Origin of the sequence: Citrobacter sp. Marseille-Q6884 (assembly GCF_945906775.1) — a bacterium.
Taxonomy (GTDB): domain Bacteria; phylum Pseudomonadota; class Gammaproteobacteria; order Enterobacterales; family Enterobacteriaceae; genus Citrobacter.
In genome coordinates, this window is record NZ_CAMDRE010000002.1 from 973,935 (window position 1) to 992,689 (window position 18,755).

Below are 18,755 nucleotides of genomic sequence, written 5' to 3' on the forward strand. Positions count from 1 at the left end.
GGACGCGAGATGACCCGCCCGATACTGGCCAGCATTGACCTGCAGGCGTTGAAACAAAACTTAGGCATTGCGCGCCAGGCGGCACCCAACGCCCGCGTCTGGTCGGTGGTTAAAGCCAATGCGTACGGACACGGTATAGAACGCGTCTGGAATGCGCTGGGCACCACCGACGGTTTCGCCATGCTTAATCTTGAAGAGGCGATCACCCTGCGTGAGCGGGGATGGAAAGGCCCGATTTTAATGCTGGAGGGCTTTTTCCACGCCGAAGACCTGACCGTCTACGATACCTGGCGTCTGACCACCTGCGTGCACAGCAACTGGCAACTGAAAGCGCTGCAAAACGCGCGTCTGAAAGCGCCGCTCGATGTTTACCTGAAGGTGAACAGCGGCATGAACCGACTGGGTTTTTTACCGGAGCGGGTCTCGACGGTCTGGCAACAGTTGCGGGCGATGCCTAACGTCGGGCAAATGACGTTGATGTCGCATTTTGCCGATGCGGAACACCCGGATGGCATTCAGGAGGCGATGACGCGCATTGAACAGGCTGCGGAAGGGCTGGAGTGTAAACGTTCGTTATCAAATTCAGCCGCGACGCTCTGGCACCCTGAAGCGCATTTTGACTGGGTGCGCCCGGGCATTATTTTGTACGGCGCATCGCCATCGGGACAATGGCGTGATATCGCCAATACGGGGCTAAAACCGGTGATGTCGCTGAACAGCGAGATCATCGGCGTGCAAACGCTGAAAGCCGGTGACCGGGTCGGTTACGGTGGTCGCTATACTGCCCGTGGCGAGCAGCGGATTGGGATTGTGGCGACCGGTTATGCAGACGGTTATCCGCGCCATGCACCCAGCGGCACGCCCGTGCTGGTGGACGGTGTTCGAACCGGTACCGTCGGGACCGTATCAATGGACATGCTGGCCGTTGATCTGACGCCATGCCCGCAGGCCGGCATTGGCACCCCGGTGGAGCTGTGGGGGAAAGAGATTAAAATTGATGATGTGGCTGCAGCAGCCGGAACGGTGGGCTACGAATTAATGTGTTCGCTGGCACTGCGCGTGCCAGTCGTGACGGTGTAACTTTTACCGTATCCTATATCGCCGGGTAAGGCACAGCCGTTACCCGGCAACCCTCGCCGCGTTACTCATCCTCATCTTCGGCAACACGAACCCCGACCTTCAGCACCGCATTATCTTCTTTCTCGGCAACCGTCCAGATCATGCCGGCAAATTCCACCTGGTCGCCCACGACCGGCGCCGCGCCCAGCAATTGCTGAACGATTTCACCCAGCGTCTGCTGCTTATCGCGATATTCGGTGCCATCTTCCAGGCCATAAATCAGTGCGACGTCAGCATATTTGGCGCTGGCTTCGAGAATAAAATCACCGAAGAAACGCTGGTCCAGCGCTACCGGCGGCGACTGGCTGAACAGCTTGCCTAAGGCAGGGAGGTCACGCTCGCGGCCAATGACACAGAGCACGTCGCCTTCACGCAGGCGGGTACTGCCTGACGGGTGAAACAACACATTGTCGCGAAACAGTGCGGCAATACGGGTCTCTTCAGGCATATGCAGGTCACGTAGCGCCGCGCCAACACACCACTTGTCTGCGCTGAGCTGGTAAACAAACTGCTCCCAGGGATTATCAGGATGAATGTCCAGGCCAATACGGGAAACGGGCCAGCCAACAGGCGGCACGACCACTTTGGCTTTTTTCGCTGCCCAGGAAAGCGACGTGCCCTGAAACAGTAACGAGATTAACACCACGAAAAACGCGACGTTAAAGAACAGGCGCGCATTTTCCAGTCCAGCCATCATCGGGAAGACGGCGAGGATAATCGGTACTGCGCCGCGTAATCCCACCCAACTGATAAAAATACGTTCGCGCAGATTGAAGCCCCGGAAGGGTAACAGTCCGGCGAACACCGACAGCGGGCGGGCAAAGAAAATCATCCATGCCGATAAAATCAGCGCCGGTATGGCAATCGGTAGCAGGTCTGACGGTGTAACCAGCAGACCCAACACCAAAAACATGGCGATCTGCGCGAGCCAGGCCAGTCCGTCAAAGTTTTGCAGAATACCAAACCGGTTGCGAATAGGCCGATTCCCCAGCAGGAATCCGCACAGATAGACCGCCAGGATACCGCTGCCTTCAAGGGCGGTGGTCACGGCAAAGACGAGGATCCCGCCGCTTAAGGCCAGCAGCGGATACAGTCCGGCGGGCAGCGAAATCCGATTGATCATTTGTAAAAGCAGATAACCGCCGCCGAGGCCAAGTGCGATACCCAGACCAAACTGCTGAATAATATGCACGGCGAACATCCAGCTTAAACCGGTCTCATGATTCTGGATCATTTCGATAAGCGTGATGGTTAAAAAGACCGCCATCGGATCATTACTACCGGATTCGATCTCCAGCGTCGAGCCAACACGTTCGTTCAGTCCCTTCCCGCCAAGCAGGGAAAAGACCGCGGCGGCGTCAGTGGAACCGACAATCGCGCCAATCAACAACCCTTCGATAAGATCTAAATGAAACAGCCACGCGGCCATCATGCCGGTTAAACCGGACGTAATCAGCACTCCGACGGTTGCCAGCGATAACGCAGGCCCCAGGGCAACGCGAAAGGAGCTGGCCTGCGTGCGCATCCCGCCATCCAGCAGGATAATCGCCAGCGCCAGGTTACTCACCATGTAGGCAAAAGGGTAGTTATCGAAAGGAATTCCCCCGATGCCATCCACGCCCGCTAACATACCAATAGCGAGAAATATCACCAGAATAGGGATACCAAGACGTGATGAGAATGAACTGAGCAAGATACTGCAGGTGACGAGAACGGAACCCAAAATAAAAAGGCTAATAATTGCTGCGGCATCCAACGTTCGGTTACTCCTGAATTACGCTGTTTCGTATTAATAAACCCTAACATAATAACGACAGAAACAGCGTTTTACTTAGCCCTGATAACAGGTTTTTTTACGATTTCAGGACGGGATGGCCTGAGAGGGTGAGCTGAGTGCCATTTTTATCATTTTTCAGTACCGCATTTGCGCCTAAAGGCAGGGTAACGGTGCGTTGTTCATGGCCAAAATCGAGGCCGCTGATCACAGGAATCGCCAGTTTAGCGCGCAAAAATGTGCAGACGGAGTCCAGATCGTATCCGGCATCGTAATCATTCGGTGCACTGCCGCTAAAACTGCCGAGGATAATGGCGTTCTGGCGAGCTAAAATCCCCGCGTGATACAACTGCAGGAGCATACGCTCAACGCGGAATGGATGCTCATTGATGTCTTCCAGCACCAGAATACCGTTATCAATCGCGGGCATCCACGGCGTGCCCATCAGCGAAATAATCATCGCCAGATTCCCTCCCCACAGCGTGCCTTCTGTCGCACATGCCGGGCCTTGTCCCTGCCAGTCGATGGTGAAACGGGCATTGCGCAGCGCCCGCCAGAAATGCTCTTCGGTAAAGTCGTTCAGCGCTTCAGAGCCGAAGTTTGCCGCCAGCATCGGGCCGCTGAAGGTGACAACATTGCCCTGCGCCAGCAAACCGCACTGGATGGCCGTAAAATCGCTGTGTCCGCAGATTAGCAGCGGATTGTGTTGCTGGCGGGTGGCAAGCGCCTGCCAGTGAATATCTTCCAACAAACGGCTCGCACCGTAGCCGCCACGCACGGGCATCACTATGGTATCGGCTGTTTTCAGGTCAACGAGTGAATTGACATCCGCCAGACGCTCGGCTTCTGTTCCAGCAAAACGCTGGTGACGACGCGCTATCACCGTCGAATTTTCGACCTGATGACCCGCCTCGGTCAGCCGCTGGAGGCCGCGTAATGCGGCTTGTTGGTTGATGCAGTAACCCGAAGGGGCAATTAAGTGAAACCGGGACATGGCATTTCCTTGCTACAACTAAAACCAAATGTATATCATGCCGCGTAGGTATGTCGTTGTCACCTCAGCGACAGGTTCCGGCTATAAGGATAGATGACGTGAAATTGAGATGGTTTGCTTTTTTGGTTGTATTACTTGCGGGCTGTAGCTCAAAACAGGATTACAAAAATCCGCCATGGAATGCCGAAGTTCCGGTAAAACGCGCGATGCAATGGATGCCGATCAGTGAAAAAGCCGGTGCGGCCTGGGGCGTCAGCCCACAATTGATCACGGCGATTATCGCGATTGAATCAGGCGGTAACCCGAACGCGGTCAGTAAATCTAATGCGGTTGGGCTGATGCAGTTAAAAGCTTCCACGTCAGGACGGGATGTGTATCGTCGTATGGGATGGAGCGGTGAGCCTTCGACCAGCGAACTGAAAAATCCCGAGCGTAACATCTCAATGGGCGCTGCCTATCTGAGTATTCTGGAAACCGGACCGCTGGCCGGCATTGAAGATCCGCAGGTGATGCAATATGCCCTGGTAGTCTCTTACGCCAACGGCGCTGGTGCGCTTCTGCGGACATTCTCATCCGACAGGAAAAAAGCGATCAGCAAAATCAACGATCTCAGCGCGGATGAGTTCGTCGAACATGTTGCAGATAATCATCCTGCGCCACAGGCTCCGCGCTATATCTGGAAGCTTCAGCAAGCGCTGGATGCCATGTAGTTATCCTGAAATTATTCGCGCACCTTATTCGATTTTTCCCGGGCTTCGCGCTCGAGTGAAAAGATAATCCGCTGTAACTGCCGCTCCACTGCCGGGCTAACGTTGAGAAAACGTAAGCTCAGGCGGGGAGTGGTGATGGTTTCATTTTTCCCGTCGATAACCTTGCGCTCGCTGATTGAGATAAGCTGGGCATCAACGTGGTATACCCCCCATTGCTCCATGTTCAGTTCAATCTGCGAAAAACGCATCCCTTCCGTTAACCCCTCAGGCTTTGGCCCATCCAATAATGCTCCCATTCCACCGAGCGACAAATCGAAGAGGCGAAAACGCAAAAGGCTGTTGTCCGGCATTTTTGCCGAGCAGTGATAGGGCGGATGCAATGGCGCACCGATGCGGAAAAACTCTCTACGCTGGACGAACCACAGCGTAGGCGGGAGCGCTGAGACAAAGGCTGGCAACCGTTGATACTCGCCTTTCTTGAGCTGCGGCAGGGTGAATTCAACTTTGGCTCCCTGCGTTTCGGCGATAATCGAGATCTGGCTAGCTCGCTGCACGGCCTGGTTCTCATATTCCTGACTGCCAAAATCCATGATCAGTTCGTCCGGGTTAACCGCGAGGATCTTGCTGATGAACTGTCCTCCTGCCCATGAAATGCGCAGAGGAACCTGCTGGCTATTCAAGTCCCGGAGTATGCCTAACACCGCTAATGGATTTTGCTTCAGGAACTGCTCATTGTAGTTGCTCACACCTAATGACCCCTGGATGCTGGTTATCGTTGAATTATCGGCATCGCACGACGGAACTTAATACAAATGGATGAAATTTTTTTACCAAACCCAACGAATTAAGTCTGCCGACAAAAAGCACGACGCCCAGGCTTGCCTATACTTATATCTGCTGGCGCAGGAATGTCTTGCGTGTGCGTTCACTGGAAAGAGGGCCTGAAAATGGGAATTATTGCCTGGATTATTTTTGGTCTCATTGCAGGGGTTATTGCCAAACTGATTATGCCGGGACGTGATGGCGGTGGGTTTATCCTGACCTGCATTCTCGGGATTGTCGGGGCCGTCGTCGGTGGATGGCTGGCAACGATGTTTGGTATTGGCGGTGATATCAGCGGATTTAATCTCCACAGTTTCCTGGTGGCTGTCGTCGGCGCGATTCTCGTGCTGGGCATTTTCCGGCTTGTGCGCCGAGATTAACAGAACGGCCCCTACGGGGGCCGTTTACTTCTCTGAATAGCTGGTCGTTAGAACGTATACTCTACTCCCGCCCAGTAATTGCGGCCTTCTTCAATAAATCCTTCGCTATACGCGTAGTGTGTATCAAATACGTTATTCACCGACGCATTAATGCTGAACCCATGGCCGAGGGTGTAGTCCGCGCGTAAATGCGTAATGGCGAAGCCGCCCGCTTTTTGTGAACCATCGGTATTACTGTAGCTGGAGGAACGAGCCTCTTCAGAGAGTGTAATGCTGAGCGGATCCCACGGTTTGAGAGTCATCCAGGCGGTGAGCGTTTGCGTTGGCAGGTCGGTTATCTTGCCGATATCACTGCGTTTGGCATCAGCATGAATGAGGCCGTAACTTAATCCGACATCCAGCATATCAAAGACTTTACCTTTGACGCCCACATCCAGGCCGGTGTAATCCACCTGACCGCTGTTTTGGTTCTGGATAGTATCGGCATCAATATTGTGTGAAAGAATCGCGTCGGTAATGCGGTTGTAATATACGCTGGCTTCGAATCCCCACGCTTTGCTGAATGAACCGTTCCACGTAAGGTCTACGCTGCGGGCGCGTTCAGGTTTTAGCTGTGGATTGACCAGCGCAACCTGGTTATAGGCCGGTTTTGAGGTCGTGTAGCGCTCTTTCAGCGTGGGAAACCGCGTTCTGTCAGAGTAAGACAGCGCTAATGTGTCGGTATTTTCAAAGTGATATTTCGTCATTACCTGCCAGTTAAAGGCTGACTGGTTGTTATCGTCATAATGGGTAATGCTGCCATTTTTCTCGTGCTTCATCCCTTCCAGACTGTCACGCCAGTCGTAGCTTATTCCTGCTACCACATCGACATTGTCTGCTGCCGCCCACTGGTATTCACTGGCCGCAGACCAGGTGCGGTCTTCATAGCGATCGTAAGCCGCGTTTGGCGCGCCTTTTTCGCGATGAACATCATCTTTCCAGTTAACAGCAAAGGAAAGCAGATCGTTCTCGCGCATATCGGCGGAAAGCTGCAACCCTGCACCATCACTGTAATCAGAATAATGACTGTAGCTGCCTTTCTTATTTTTTAAATCAGCAAGGGAGTTGTACATCATCAGTGTATTTTCAAAAGTATCACGGTACAGACGGCTTTTTAGCGTAAAGCGATCGCCCAGATGGGTCGTGCCCTGATAGTAATAACTCTCTTTATCGTATTGCGGCCATTGCCAGTAACGTGATTTCTGGCTGCTGGTTCCGGCGTAGGGCGGATTATCTTTTTCGCCGTCCTGATTAATATACGTCAGGACATATTCATCATCGCCACGCGGGGTAAAACCCAGCTTCACGATGCCACGCTTATCATCGGCAGATGAATTGATCATCTTGCCGTTGCTGCCCGCTACGGGGTTATCCACGCCGTGGGGTAAACCAAGAAAATCTTGTTTCAGTTGACTACCGCTAAGCTGGATATATCCAAGATCGTTGCTGGCACCAAATGAAGCGTGCATATCGTGGGCGTTGTCTTTGCTGCGGCTCCAACCCTGACGATATCCCAGACCCCCTTCAATGGGTTTCATGGGCTTTTTCGTGGTGATATTGATTGCTCCGCCCATCTGGTTTGGACCCTGCAACAGCGAAGAATAACCTTTGGAAACTTCCACAGAAGCGATATCAGAGGTGAGAAAACGGCCTAAATCGAGGTTACCGTCGTAGGGGATATAGATCGGCACGCCGTCGAAAAATACCGGTACCTGACGGCTGTCAAAACCGCGTACTTTCACCTGTTGCTCATTGCGGTTACCCGATTTTTGCAGCACCACGCCGGGGACGACGCTCAGCGCTTGTGCCACATTCTGTTTATCCAGTTGCTGTATTGTTTCCTGGCCGAGAACCGTGGTTGTTGCGGCGGAAGCCGGGCTGGACCAGACGGTCATGGTTTCGCTTTCCTGCCCGGCAAAAGCACTCTGTGTGAAAGCAAGCGACAGCGCCGTGTAAAGACAACTCTTGTTGAAATTCATTATTTTCAGTCCATTTATGAATGTTGAATACCGCGTGCGTCCGGGCTCAGGGTAACTTTGATATCCGCGGGTGGGGCGTAGTAAGGCGCGGAAGTGATAAAGAGTCTGATGCCACAATCGAGGTAACTCGCCAGAGTGGCGAGGGTAATGCCGCCAGTCAGCGCCAGCGTGCAATGGGGGGCCAGAGAAGGTGCCTGACGTGCAATTTCTGCAGCCTGAACGGGGGTAAATTTGTCGAGCTGCAAAACATCAGGCGCGGCGTGTAGCGCAGCCAGCGCTTGCGCAGGCGTATCGGCTTCGACCACAATTTTCTTTTCCGGTGCCTGGCGGCGCAATTGCGTAATGGCCGCCGTCCAGTCGCTTTCATCACTCAGAAAACGGCGATGATTCGCGAACAGCAGTACGGTTTCGGCACATCCTCCGCGGTGGATAATGCCTCCAGCGGCGAGTACCGCTTGCGTGGCCAGCATTCGGGTGCCGGGAATGGCTTTGCGGGTACAGGCTATCTGTGCTTCGGGATAACGGCTGCGGGCAAGGGTCAACATCTTGTCGAGATAGTCTGATACGCCGCAACTCCATTCCAGCACATTCTGTACCGCCTTCCAGCCCTGATGCAGCGCCGCCGCGTTGCCACATGCGCGAACCAGTCGCTGTCCGGTGTTCGCCTGCTCGCCATCCACCAGAAGATCGGTGACGGTCAACCCTAATGAGATGAGCATTTGTCTGGCTACGGCGGTGCCACTGACGCACCCGCCTTTGCGATGATAAAACTCCATGACGCCTGGCTGTGTGCCAATACCCAACGCCCGGGTTGTCAGATCGCCACCCTGAATATCTTCCAACAGCAGTGCGTCGATTTGCGCCTGCGAAAAGTAGATCATCGCAGTGCCTCCCTGGGGACGCTGTCCCACCAGATAAGCGCCCAGTCACGACTGGCAGGGGCAATAGCGCGGGGATCCTGCTGCTGATACCAGTGGTCCAGGCGTTCGATCTCCTCAGCGCTGAGCTCCCCCATGCTCCAGCGTACGTTTTCCAGAAAACGTGACCAGGTGCTGTTGTCCTGCTGACAGTTAGGGCCGCGGATGAAATCCACATGTGCGTGGATGCCCATCTGATACAAGACATTTAACGCATAGATATAGTTGGGCAGTTCAATCACCTCACGCCCCAGGGCGCGCTGAACAGTGGGAGAGACAAAAGAGGAACTGACGAGATGGGTGGTGTAAACCCGCAGTCGTGCCTGATTATTCAGTTTGGTCATCGCCTGGCGCATATCTGCGACCAGCGTTGAACGGGAGGCCACGGCAATGTCGCATTGCGGTAAATCATCCCAGTGCTCTTCCCAGGAACGTTGTACCCATTGCACATAATGGGTTTTCATTTGTCCGGCGCGACGGGCGGCAACGCTCAACATTCCGGGACTGTAGTCCACGCCGTATATCGTCGGTATCTTGTCTGTCAATGCCAGTGAAACAGTGCCAGGGCCGCAGCCCATATCAAACAGTGACTCAACACCTGTGAGGTCGATTTTTTCTACCAGTTGTTGCAGATAACTGTCGGTTAATGAGGCGCAATTTTCTGCCATTTTTTCCGCACGCTTATCCCAGTGTTCTGGTTTTTTCTCGGTTCTGTTCGCCAGAAGCAGCTGCTTGCGGTAAAGGTCAGCAAAATCAATGTCGTCAATGAGCATTGTTATTCCTTAATGTTGAGACCCAAAGAGGTGGTGATGGATTTGTGAGGGCGTCACGCGGTACAGCGTTGCCAGGCGTTCGGCGGTGAGCTGTTGTTCGGGATGCCCTTGTGATACGAGACCATCGGGTTCGACGCGCAACACGCTGTCGGCAATGGCGCGCGCATGCAGTGGGTGGTGAGTGGACATCAGCAAGGCCATGCCGCTTTTTTTCAGCGTCATCAGCGTATCAAGCAGGCGGATCTGATGGCCAAAATCGAGGCTGGATGCCGGTTCATCCAGCAACAGAAGACGTGGCTGCTGTACCAGCGCACGGGCGATCAAGACTAACTGGCGTTCTCCTCCGCTCAGCGTGTTCCAGCGTCTCTCGGCCAGATGGGGAATGTCGAGCAGCGCCAGTTGTTGATGTGCAATTGCTCGTTCTTTGATGCCAGGGACTGCAAATGCCGCCAGTTGCGGGGCAAGTCCCATCATCACCATATCCAGAACGCGGAAAGCAAAAACGCCGTTGTGCGCCTGTGGAACCCAGGCAATAGTACCAGCGCGTTTTCGCTCGCTAAGCGTGTTCACCGCGACACCATCCAGCAAAATGCTGCCCTGGAGCGGTGGAATAACGCCCAGCAGGGTACGCATCAGCGTTGTTTTACCGCTCCCGTTAGCGCCGAGAAGGCAGCAAATTGAGCCCTCAGGCACGTTGAACGAAACATTGCGTAACACGGGGTGTTGGGGGGCGTATCCCAGTGAAGCACGGCGTACGATCAGCAGTGTCATGGACGGCCTCCTCGCAGGAGAAGCAACAAAAAGAAGGGGGCGCCAATAAACGCAGTCAGGATCCCAAGCGGAATTTCCGTGCTACTGAGGGTACGCGCGAGGGTGTCGGTGAGCAGCAGCAAAATAGCGCCAATGCCCATAGAGACGGGGAGTAACTGCTGGTGATTATTACCGGTGAGGAGCCTGCCGATATGCGGTACAACCAGGCCAATCCAGCCAATAATTCCGGCAATGGCGACGGTACAGGCGGTCATGAGCGTGGCGCAAACTATCAGTCCAAGGCGCAGACGAGAAACATTAATGCCCAACGAACGCGCTTCATCATCTGAGAGCGTAAGCAGATTCATTCGCCAGCGGAGCAGTAACAGAGGAACCGAACCCGCCAGGATCAACGGAGCAGAAAACCACAGGTCATGTAACGTAATGGTGGATAAACCACCGAGCAGCCAGAAGGTAATTGAGGGAAGCTGGGTATAGGGGTCAGCCAGCGTTTTGATAAGTGAGATACCCGCGCCACACGCCGTGCCCAACGCAATCCCGACCAGGACCAGCGTTAACACCGGATCGTGGCGGGTGACCCGGCGGGTGATGAGCCAGACGCCCGCCACGACCAGCAAGCCTCCTGCGAATGCATACAACTGAATATACAGGATTGGTAAACCCAGCAGGATGGCCGAACAGGCTCCTAAGCCCGCGCCCGCCGCAACGCCAAGAATATCCGGCGAGACCAGTGGATTACGGAACATACCTTGATAGGTTGTACCTGCTCCCGCCAGCGCCGCACCCAGCAGTAGGGCGGCCAGGATACGCGGCAGACGAATCTGCCAGAAGACGATTTTATCCTGAGCCGTGACGCTATCCTGGCTCATCACAAGGGCAATCACGTGCTGGGTATCCAGACGATATGCCCCAGAAACCGCAGCCACAGTAACGCAAAGCACGGCGGCCACAATCATCAGCATACTGAGGGTGGACGTTTTCATCAGGCCATCACCAGTCTTTGATACTGTGAGTCGATTAGCGTGGTATGCCAGAACAACTGTGAATAGCGTTGCATATCCTGTTTAAAGCGGGCATTCACGTGAGGATCCAGCCAGGCGTGGAGGCGGCGTAGCCCCAGCAAACGGTTGATGCCAGGAGGCGCATCCAGCCAGCCAAACGGCAGGCCGCTGAGGAACAGGATACGTTTGTCGGCAACGGCCTTAACCCCTTGCCAGACAGGATCTTCTTGCAGGTACTGCGCAGTCGTCGCATCCTGCACCAGGATAATATCAGGCTGCCAGCTCAGCAGATTTTCCATTGATACCTGCGTCAATCCTTGTCGTCCGGGGATCTTCGCGACATTGTGTAGCCCCAGGAGCTCTGCGGCTTCGGTATGCAATGAACCTTGTAATCCTGTTTCCAGTCCTCTGGCACCGCGTGCGGCATAAAAACGTCGCTTCGCGGCGGGCGTACGCGAAAAAGTATCGGCTTCTTCAATAAATTGACGGGCAAGCCTGGCTTGCGCGGCGGTACGTGTTTCTGTCCCCAGTGCTTTACCTACGGCATGCAGCTGTTCTGGGGTTTGTCGAAGCTCACCGTTAATCAGCAGCCACGGGATTTGCGTTTGTGCGTTAATTTGCCTTGCCTGAGAAAGCCAGGTTTCATCTGCATTCCCACAGTCAATGACCAGATCGGGTTTCAGCGTTAGCAATGTCTCAAGTGACAGGGTACTGGCGCGACCCGCCAGTCTCCCCAGCTTTGGCAATGTGCGGATATCGTCAACAAAAGGAATAGCTACCTGACGGGAGAAATCGAAGGAGGAAAACCCCACCAGTTTTTCAGGTGCGGCGGCCAGCAGTAACATATCGGCTGGCGCTCCGGCGCTGACAATATGTTGAATCGCATCAGGCTGCGGCAATGTGCCAATGGCAACGGTACGCGGAGGTTGGGCAAAGGCTGGAAGTTGGCGTAATAACAGCGCAGATGCCACGAGCTGGGCAAACATCCGTCTTGTGAGTGGCATGATATTCATCCTGAAAAGGGCTAAATTCGCTATATATTTACATATATAACGAAATAAAACATGTTCAGAATCAATTTCACACCGATGAAAACGCAAGGTAACCCGTAAGTACTATAGGCAATGGAGACAGTGCAAAGCGCAAAGGTGACAAAGAAAAATCCGCGTCGATACGCGGATTTATGGAAGCGGTAATGATGTTAGCGCGAGCATTAAGGGGTCGGCTGAGTCTGCTTTTGGGGTTCAGCAGGCGCTGAGTGGGCGGCAACCGGGCGCGTAGACGGCACGCTGTCACAAGGCTTTTCTTTGGGGCAAATCAGATCGAGCATTTTTAACGTCACGCCGTTGGTCCAGCCAAAACCGTCCTGCAGCGGATACTCACCGCCACCCCCACCGGTGCCTGTGGTGCTCACGTCATACTTCTCAACCAGCTTTTTCTCCCGGTCATACGTGTGCTGAACGTTCGTGAGGAACCGCCAGGTCACGTCCATGGCGACGTTATCCTGACCATAATTTTGCAACCCTTCCGTTGCGACCCACTGGAGTGGCGCCCAGCCATTTGGGGCATCCCACTGTTGGCCGCTTTTGACCGAGGTGGTTGCCAGACCGCCAGGCTGCAGCAGATGCGTCTGGGTTGCTCCTGCAACTTTAGTGGCGCGATCTTTGGCCGCAGCATTGACATACAGCGGGAACAGCGCAGCGGCCGTCAACTGATTACGTACTTTGTGACTCTTCAGGTCATAGTCGGCGTACCAGCCTTCTTTGTCGTTCCACAGCCAGGTTTCGATCCCTTTTTGGCGGGCTCTGGCGAAGCCTTCGTACTGAGTGGCTTTGGCATCGTCGCCTGCGGCTTTACTGGCAAGCGCGATCATTTTTTCCATTTTGTACAGCAGCGCATTGAGATCGACAGGCACAATGCTGGTGGTGCGAAGGGTGCTCAACTGGTTGGGGTTATCCATCCAGCGCGAACTGAAATCCCAGCCAGAGGCTGCGGCTGAGCGCAGGTCACGGTAGATCTCCGTCGCGGGGCGATTTGGGTTACTTTTGGCGGTAGCAATATCTTCAACCCAGGACTCCGGCCTTGGCGTATCGCGGTCATCCCAGTAGCGGTTCAAAATGGTACCGTCGTCGAGTTTGACGACGCGCTTATTCTGTTGACCCGGTTGCAGCACGTCGACACCTTCCATCCAGTAGGTGTACTCTTTGAGCATCTGCGGCAGGTATTTTTTCAGCGCGTCGTTGCCGTCATGCTGCGCCAGCAGTTCGACCATAAAGGCGAAGAACGGCGGTTGAGAACGGCTCAGATAGTAGGTTCGGTTACCGTTCGGAATGTGTCCCCAGGTGTCGATCTCGTAAGCGAAGTTCGCCACCATATCAGAGACCTTATCCCAGTGGTTGCTTTCGGCAAGCCCCAGCATGGTGAAATAGCTGTCCCAGTAATAAATTTCGCGAAAACGTCCACCGGGCACCACATACGGTTCAGGCAGCGGCAGCAACGAGTCCCATTTTTCGGCATCGGTTGTCGAGCGAGTTAACACCGGCCACAGCCCATCAATATGTTCACGCAGCGATTGCCCGGCAGGCGGTACATATTTCTCACCCGCTTTGGGCAGGGTAAAGTTTACGTCCACAAAATGGCGTAAATCGAAACCTGACTGATTTTTCTGCATCCGGTAATCGGCGAGGATCATCAATGGATCGCTGTTAGGCACGGCATCTGCAAACGTCTTCTGATCAGGGAACAGTTTTGCCGTTTGCACATCATTAAACAGAGGGCCAAGCAGAATATCCGGGGGCTGCGGTGTGTTGGCGGGGTATTCTTCAGCGTTGACGGCAAAAGAGGTAAAGGCGAAAAGGGTGCTTGCGAACGTCAGTTTTATTGCAACAGAGAGCAGGCCAGGATGGCGAATTGCTGGCGTTATCATCGGTTAATCTCCTTAGCGGCGTGCCGAAGCTGCGGCATTTACCATGAGAAAACCTTAGTTCAGGATCGGCCGTTGCGCGTGATCGAGACCCCATTTTGCGAACAAACAGACATTTCCGTCGGTCTGGTGGACCCTTGCACACCCTTTGCAACGAAAGGGTGTGCGGGAAAGATTAGCCCGTGCAAACCAACCGGTGCGCAACCCCGTCGAGGGTGAGCGTGTCACCGTTTTGGATGGTGTTGAGCGCCTCGCCTTGCTGGCAAATCCAGCAGATACCCATTTCGCGGGCAATGATGGCGGAATGTGACGCTTCGCTTCCGTGGCGCAGGCAAATCCCTTTGAGGGTTAGCGGATCAAGTTGCAGTACCGTTGACGGATAAATGACATCCGCAACCAGGATGGTCGGGCGTGTAAACGTCGGTATCTGCGCATGTTCTCCCGCCAAATGCCTGAGGGTGCGGGACAGCAAATCGTCAATATCGATATAACGCGCCTGCAAATAAGGGTCGTCGAGTTGCAGATACTGCTGGCTCAGTTCACTCAGAACGCTATGCCATGCATACGCGGCGCTGCACTGCTTTTCACGGATCAACTCGCAGGCCATATCATAGAGTTCAGGATCGTCTAACAGCGTGTGGTGACCTGAGAAGATGGCGGCGATATCGGCGGAATATTTCTCTTCCGCCAGCGCAGTCAAACCGTTCAGATCGTCCAGTGTGTGACGTATCGCGGCCTGTAACCGCTGTTGTTCATCCTGCTCATTTGTGGCTGACAGAGTGGTGATGTGTGGCGAGACAGGGGTATAGCAAAAGGCTTCGCCTGTCGCCTGAGCGGGCGCCTGGCTTGCGTTGTTATCCGTGTGCGGCACTTCTACAGACTCGCCAAAATTCTCTGCGGCAAGCTGTTTGAACGCGGTCAGCGCTTCGTCGGCCTGCTCACCTTTGGCAATTAATCGCAGCGTGTCATTACAGCGCACCTGCAACAAGGCGATTTGATTAAGGCTGTCCGGGACGACGCATTTGCCGTTTTTCTCAAGCAGCATGTCGGCGTTGAAGCCAGACAGGGTGGAGACCAGCTTTGAGGCCGGACGAACGTGTATGCCGTTGTGATTTTTCACCACCACGGCAACCGAACGGGCATCCGCATCGGGTGATAATGACGCGGGTGCGTTTTCCCCCGGGGATGAAGAAGGTAAACCCAGTTGCTCATACTTCGCGTTGAGGGCATTCATGGCATCATTGATGACCCGATCGATATCAGCACCTGCGGCAGCGCTGACTGTCGCCGCCAGCGTACCTTCAACCAGTGGTGCTGCGCACAGGCGGACTTTGGCGGCAATCGCAGGATCGAGCAATTCCAGCGCGGTTTCCGCACTCAGTAACGCACTGCCAATATCCATCATCACCAGCACATGATCCGTATCCGCGACTGACTCAATGGCTTCCATCACCTTAATTGGATCGGTACCAATGGGGTTTTCGGGATCGTCAATGCCTGCGGCAATCGCCAGCTTACAGCCATCGCCCATTAACATCTGTCGGGCTAATACGCCGACACCTTCGCCCAACTGAGCGCTATGAGACACAATAACCAGGTTTACCATTGCCTTATCCTTACTCTCTGGATGCCAGAGCCAGCATTTGCACCATAAACATCACCGATGTTGCGCCGGGATCCTGATGCCCAATACTGCGTTCGCCAAGATAACTGGCGCGACCTTTGCGGGCCTGCATCGTAATGGTGCTTTGCGCGGCAGCTTCCGCTTGCGCACTGGCGGCCTCCAGCGCGGCCTGGACGGTCAGCTTTTGCTCGCAGGACTGGCGTAACGACTCCACAACTGGCACCCAGACATCACACATGGTTTTGTCACCCGGTTCGGCTTTACCACGGCTAATGACCCCTTCAGCGCCATCACGTATCATTTGATAAAGTTCTTCAAGGGTCAGGCTCTGATGCGCCTGGGTGACCTGTGCGGCGCGGATGAAAAAGGTGCCGAACAGCGGGCCGCTGGCTCCCCCGACGCTTGAGAGCAGCACCATCCCGGTATTTTTCAAAATAAAGCCGATATCTTTATCCGCAATGGACGGCAGTTTTTCGACCACTTTGCTGAAGCCACGATGCATATTCAGACCGTGATCGGCATCGCCAATTTCCCGATCCAGACCCGTGAGAAAATCACTCTCAGTGGTGAAGATTTCACCGCAACGGTAGAGCCAGTTAACTATTTGTGTTCTGTTGAGGGACATCATGAATCTCCTTATTTACCCCAATTGAGCGCAGGGGTGTGAACCGGTGCATCCCATAAGTTCAGCGTTTCGTCATCCACTTGTAACAGGGTGATTGAGAAGCCAGCCATATCCAGAGAGGTACAGTAAGAGCCGATCAGATTGCGTTCGATAATGATGCCTGCATCCTGACAGCGGCTCTCAAGGCGGTTATACACGCCAAAGAGTTCGGACAGCGGTGTTGCGCCGAGATTATTGACCAGCGCAATGACGCGGTCCCCGCTTTGTAACGCCCGTTTGGTCTCTTTGCCTTCCTGCCATGCGCCCTGGACGTTATCCCAATGACGTAGCGTGCGGCTGTAGTTGCCGTTTTCCAGCAGGGTGTCAAACATCTCATCCACGGTCTGATCCAGCGAGGAGAAAGCACGGCGATCGATTCCCGGTTCCCCGTGAATCCCCACGCCGAACTCCATTTCATTGTCCTGCAATGTGAAGGAAGGCTGGCCAGCGGCAGGTACGGTGCATGCACTGATGGCGATGCCAATGGAATGCCCCTGATTATTCAGTTTGCGACCGAGTGCCGCACACGCTGCCAGTGAATCTCCGCGTTCTGCGGCCGCGCCAACCAGTTTTTCGATCAACACGGTATTGGCGACACCCCGGCGGCCAGCGGTATACAGACTGTCTTTCACCGCGACATCATCATCCACCACCATGGTGGTGACTTTTATGCCGCTTTCATGCAACAGCTCGGTTGCTGTTTCGAAGTTAAGAATGTCACCAGTGTAGTTTTTGATGATCAGCAGGACGCCTTCACCACCGTCAATTTGCATGGCGCATTCGAACATTTTGTCAGGTGTCGGTGAGGTGAATATCTCACCCGGGCAGGCACCGGAGAGCATGCCCTGACCGATATACCCGCAGTGCATAGGTTCGTGCCCGCTGCCGCCACCGGAAAGCAGGGCGACTTTGCCCATCACCGGCGCATCTGCGCGAGTGACGTACACCGGGTCCTGATGCAGTGCAAGGGAAGGGTAAGCTTTCGCCAGACCGGCGAGTTGTTCATTCAGTACGTCTTCAACACGGTTGATCAATTTTTTCATTTGTTATGCTCCGCAGACAGTCCTGAGATGACTGCAAAAGATCCGGCAGACATCTGATGTAGGGTATCGGTTTGTACAGCGCCACGGCGACCTCTCGCTGCCGATAAGGTTTATTGTGCACGAGGGTAGTCAAAAGAAAATTGACTGAGTGAGCGTTCCAATATGGAACATTCATGGTATGTAATGTTCCATATTGGAACGCTGTGGTGCATTAATCAGCGGAAATGAGAGGTTGGGCAAGATTTTGCGAAGAATGCTGACGTCTGAGGCTGACAACAATAGTTTGGGAAGAGAAATATGGATGCGTTTAGGCGGTGGTTACTTATGCTAGTATTTCGATGTTAATTACAAGGAGTTGTTATGGAACAAGAATCTAAAATAAAAGTCGTAAGAGAAATTTATTTCAGCTTAAATACCTCTCAAAAGATGTATATTAATGTTTTGCTATTTGTTTGCTTGTATAAGTTTTCTCATCTTATTTCTGGCTATAGCGATATAACACGCGGATTTTTCTTTATTACGATAATGTTGTGGGCATTGGCAATATTCCATGATTTTTTGGCGATATATAAGAAAGTTTATGCAACATTGCTGGGAAAAGGTGTGATACTTCTCATGTTTAGCCTGTGTACCGCACTGGCATTTTCTATTTCTGGTCAGGTGATCAATGATGTTATTGGTGTTGAACCTACACGATTTACTAATAGTATAATCATATTATCAATACTCACCATTCCCTTTATTTTTTCGCTTATCATGGGCGTTTTATTTGGGGTATGGTTAGTGGTGTTACCTTTATCGATGTTCTATTACTTCATATTTAATCACGAGATGAAGCGATTTTTACTGCCGGATATGATAGATAATCAAGAAACCATGCGGTTTATGGTTGTAACGCGTTTGGTTCAGTTTATCAGTTTTGCTATTTTTTGCGGATTCATCTATAGCGTGTCTCACCATGCGCTGAATGCTTACTCCGCTTTTATGCGCGATGCGGCGACGAAGATTGTTTTTAATCTGGAAATGTATGAGAAATCACCTTGTACATTAGCGAAGCAAACGCGTGGGGCGCTTATTGATGATGACCATGTATTAGTGGCACGCATTATCGGTAAACAACATTATTTTGAGCTTGAAACATGTAATTACCGCGTAAAAGAGACGGCAAAAAAAGAGGAATAAGAATAAACCACCTGCAGAGCAGGTGGTTTATTGACAAGGC

17 protein-coding genes are annotated in these 18,755 nt (G+C 53.3%); 4 read left to right on the forward strand and 13 right to left on the reverse strand.

Annotated features, from left to right (window positions below):
* Window positions 1-9 precede the first annotated feature (9 nt).
* Window positions 10-1,080: a catabolic alanine racemase DadX gene (gene dadX / locus N7268_RS19910; RefSeq protein ID WP_260864170.1), complete on the forward strand. Its 1,071-nt coding sequence runs from the start codon at window positions 10-12 to the stop codon at window positions 1,078-1,080.
* A 61-nt stretch (window positions 1,081-1,141) separates the two neighbouring features.
* On the opposite strand, the gene N7268_RS19915 is transcribed toward dadX, so the two are convergent.
* On the reverse strand, window positions 1,142-2,875 hold the full coding sequence (locus N7268_RS19915; RefSeq protein WP_260864171.1) for a potassium/proton antiporter: 1,734 nt from the start codon (window positions 2,873-2,875) through the stop codon (window positions 1,142-1,144).
* A gap of 97 nt (window positions 2,876-2,972) precedes the next feature.
* Window positions 2,973-3,887, reverse strand: a complete 915-nt coding sequence (gene ldcA / locus N7268_RS19920) for a muramoyltetrapeptide carboxypeptidase (RefSeq protein WP_260864172.1) — start codon at window positions 3,885-3,887, stop codon at window positions 2,973-2,975.
* 98 nt (window positions 3,888-3,985) lie between these two features.
* Here ldcA and emtA point away from each other — a divergent pair, with 98 nt between their 5' ends.
* A complete protein-coding gene (emtA, locus tag N7268_RS19925; RefSeq protein ID WP_198903961.1) occupies window positions 3,986-4,597 on the forward strand; it encodes a membrane-bound lytic murein transglycosylase EmtA in 612 nt (203 codons plus the stop codon).
* An 11-nt stretch (window positions 4,598-4,608) separates the two neighbouring features.
* Here the strand turns inward: emtA and N7268_RS19930 are convergent, their stop codons facing one another.
* Window positions 4,609-5,343, reverse strand: coding sequence for a flagellar brake protein (locus tag N7268_RS19930; RefSeq protein WP_260864173.1), 735 nt, complete (start codon window positions 5,341-5,343; stop codon window positions 4,609-4,611).
* Window positions 5,344-5,544: 201 nt separating this feature from the next.
* Here N7268_RS19930 and N7268_RS19935 point away from each other — a divergent pair, with 201 nt between their 5' ends.
* A complete protein-coding gene (locus N7268_RS19935) occupies window positions 5,545-5,799 on the forward strand; it encodes a GlsB/YeaQ/YmgE family stress response membrane protein (protein ID WP_174360505.1) in 255 nt (84 codons plus the stop codon).
* Between the two features lie 47 nt (window positions 5,800-5,846).
* On the opposite strand, the gene N7268_RS19940 is transcribed toward N7268_RS19935, so the two are convergent.
* From N7268_RS19940 to dhaK, 10 genes are all read right to left on the reverse strand, one after another.
* Window positions 5,847-7,817: a TonB-dependent receptor plug domain-containing protein gene (locus N7268_RS19940; protein ID WP_260864174.1), complete on the reverse strand. Its 1,971-nt coding sequence runs from the start codon at window positions 7,815-7,817 to the stop codon at window positions 5,847-5,849.
* A gap of 14 nt (window positions 7,818-7,831) precedes the next feature.
* A complete protein-coding gene (modD, locus tag N7268_RS19945; protein ID WP_260864175.1) occupies window positions 7,832-8,698 on the reverse strand; it encodes a ModD protein in 867 nt (288 codons plus the stop codon).
* Entirely contained in the window at window positions 8,695-9,507 is an 813-nt protein-coding gene (locus N7268_RS19950; RefSeq protein ID WP_260864176.1) for a class I SAM-dependent methyltransferase, read from the reverse strand. The genes modD and N7268_RS19950 overlap by 4 nt, the downstream gene beginning before the upstream one ends.
* Before the next feature lie 9 nt (window positions 9,508-9,516).
* The gene (locus tag N7268_RS19955) at window positions 9,517-10,278 is read right to left on the reverse strand and encodes an ABC transporter ATP-binding protein (RefSeq protein ID WP_260864177.1); all 762 of its coding nucleotides are present in this window, start codon (window positions 10,276-10,278) and stop codon (window positions 9,517-9,519) included.
* Window positions 10,275-11,240: a FecCD family ABC transporter permease gene (locus N7268_RS19960; protein WP_409929223.1), complete on the reverse strand. Its 966-nt coding sequence runs from the start codon at window positions 11,238-11,240 to the stop codon at window positions 10,275-10,277. Before N7268_RS19960 ends, N7268_RS19955 begins: the two co-directional genes overlap by 4 nt.
* Window positions 11,241-11,260: 20 nt before the next feature.
* Window positions 11,261-12,283 (reverse strand): ABC transporter substrate-binding protein, encoded by a 1,023-nt coding sequence (locus N7268_RS19965; RefSeq protein WP_260864179.1) that lies wholly within the window; start codon window positions 12,281-12,283, stop codon window positions 11,261-11,263.
* A 209-nt stretch (window positions 12,284-12,492) separates the two neighbouring features.
* On the reverse strand, window positions 12,493-14,205 hold the full coding sequence (locus tag N7268_RS19970) for an alpha,alpha-trehalase (protein ID WP_260864180.1): 1,713 nt from the start codon (window positions 14,203-14,205) through the stop codon (window positions 12,493-12,495).
* A 172-nt stretch (window positions 14,206-14,377) separates the two neighbouring features.
* Window positions 14,378-15,808, reverse strand: a complete 1,431-nt coding sequence (gene dhaM, locus N7268_RS19975; RefSeq protein WP_260864181.1) for a dihydroxyacetone kinase phosphoryl donor subunit DhaM — start codon at window positions 15,806-15,808, stop codon at window positions 14,378-14,380.
* A 10-nt stretch (window positions 15,809-15,818) separates the two neighbouring features.
* Window positions 15,819-16,451, reverse strand: a complete 633-nt coding sequence (gene dhaL, locus N7268_RS19980; RefSeq protein WP_260864182.1) for a dihydroxyacetone kinase subunit DhaL — start codon at window positions 16,449-16,451, stop codon at window positions 15,819-15,821.
* A gap of 11 nt (window positions 16,452-16,462) precedes the next feature.
* Window positions 16,463-17,533, reverse strand: coding sequence for a dihydroxyacetone kinase subunit DhaK (dhaK, locus tag N7268_RS19985; protein ID WP_260864183.1), 1,071 nt, complete (start codon window positions 17,531-17,533; stop codon window positions 16,463-16,465).
* 360 nt (window positions 17,534-17,893) lie between these two features.
* On the opposite strand from dhaK, the gene N7268_RS19990 reads away from it, so the two are divergent.
* A complete protein-coding gene (locus N7268_RS19990; protein WP_260864184.1) occupies window positions 17,894-18,715 on the forward strand; it encodes a hypothetical protein in 822 nt (273 codons plus the stop codon).
* The last annotated feature ends 40 nt before the right edge of the window (window positions 18,716-18,755 follow it).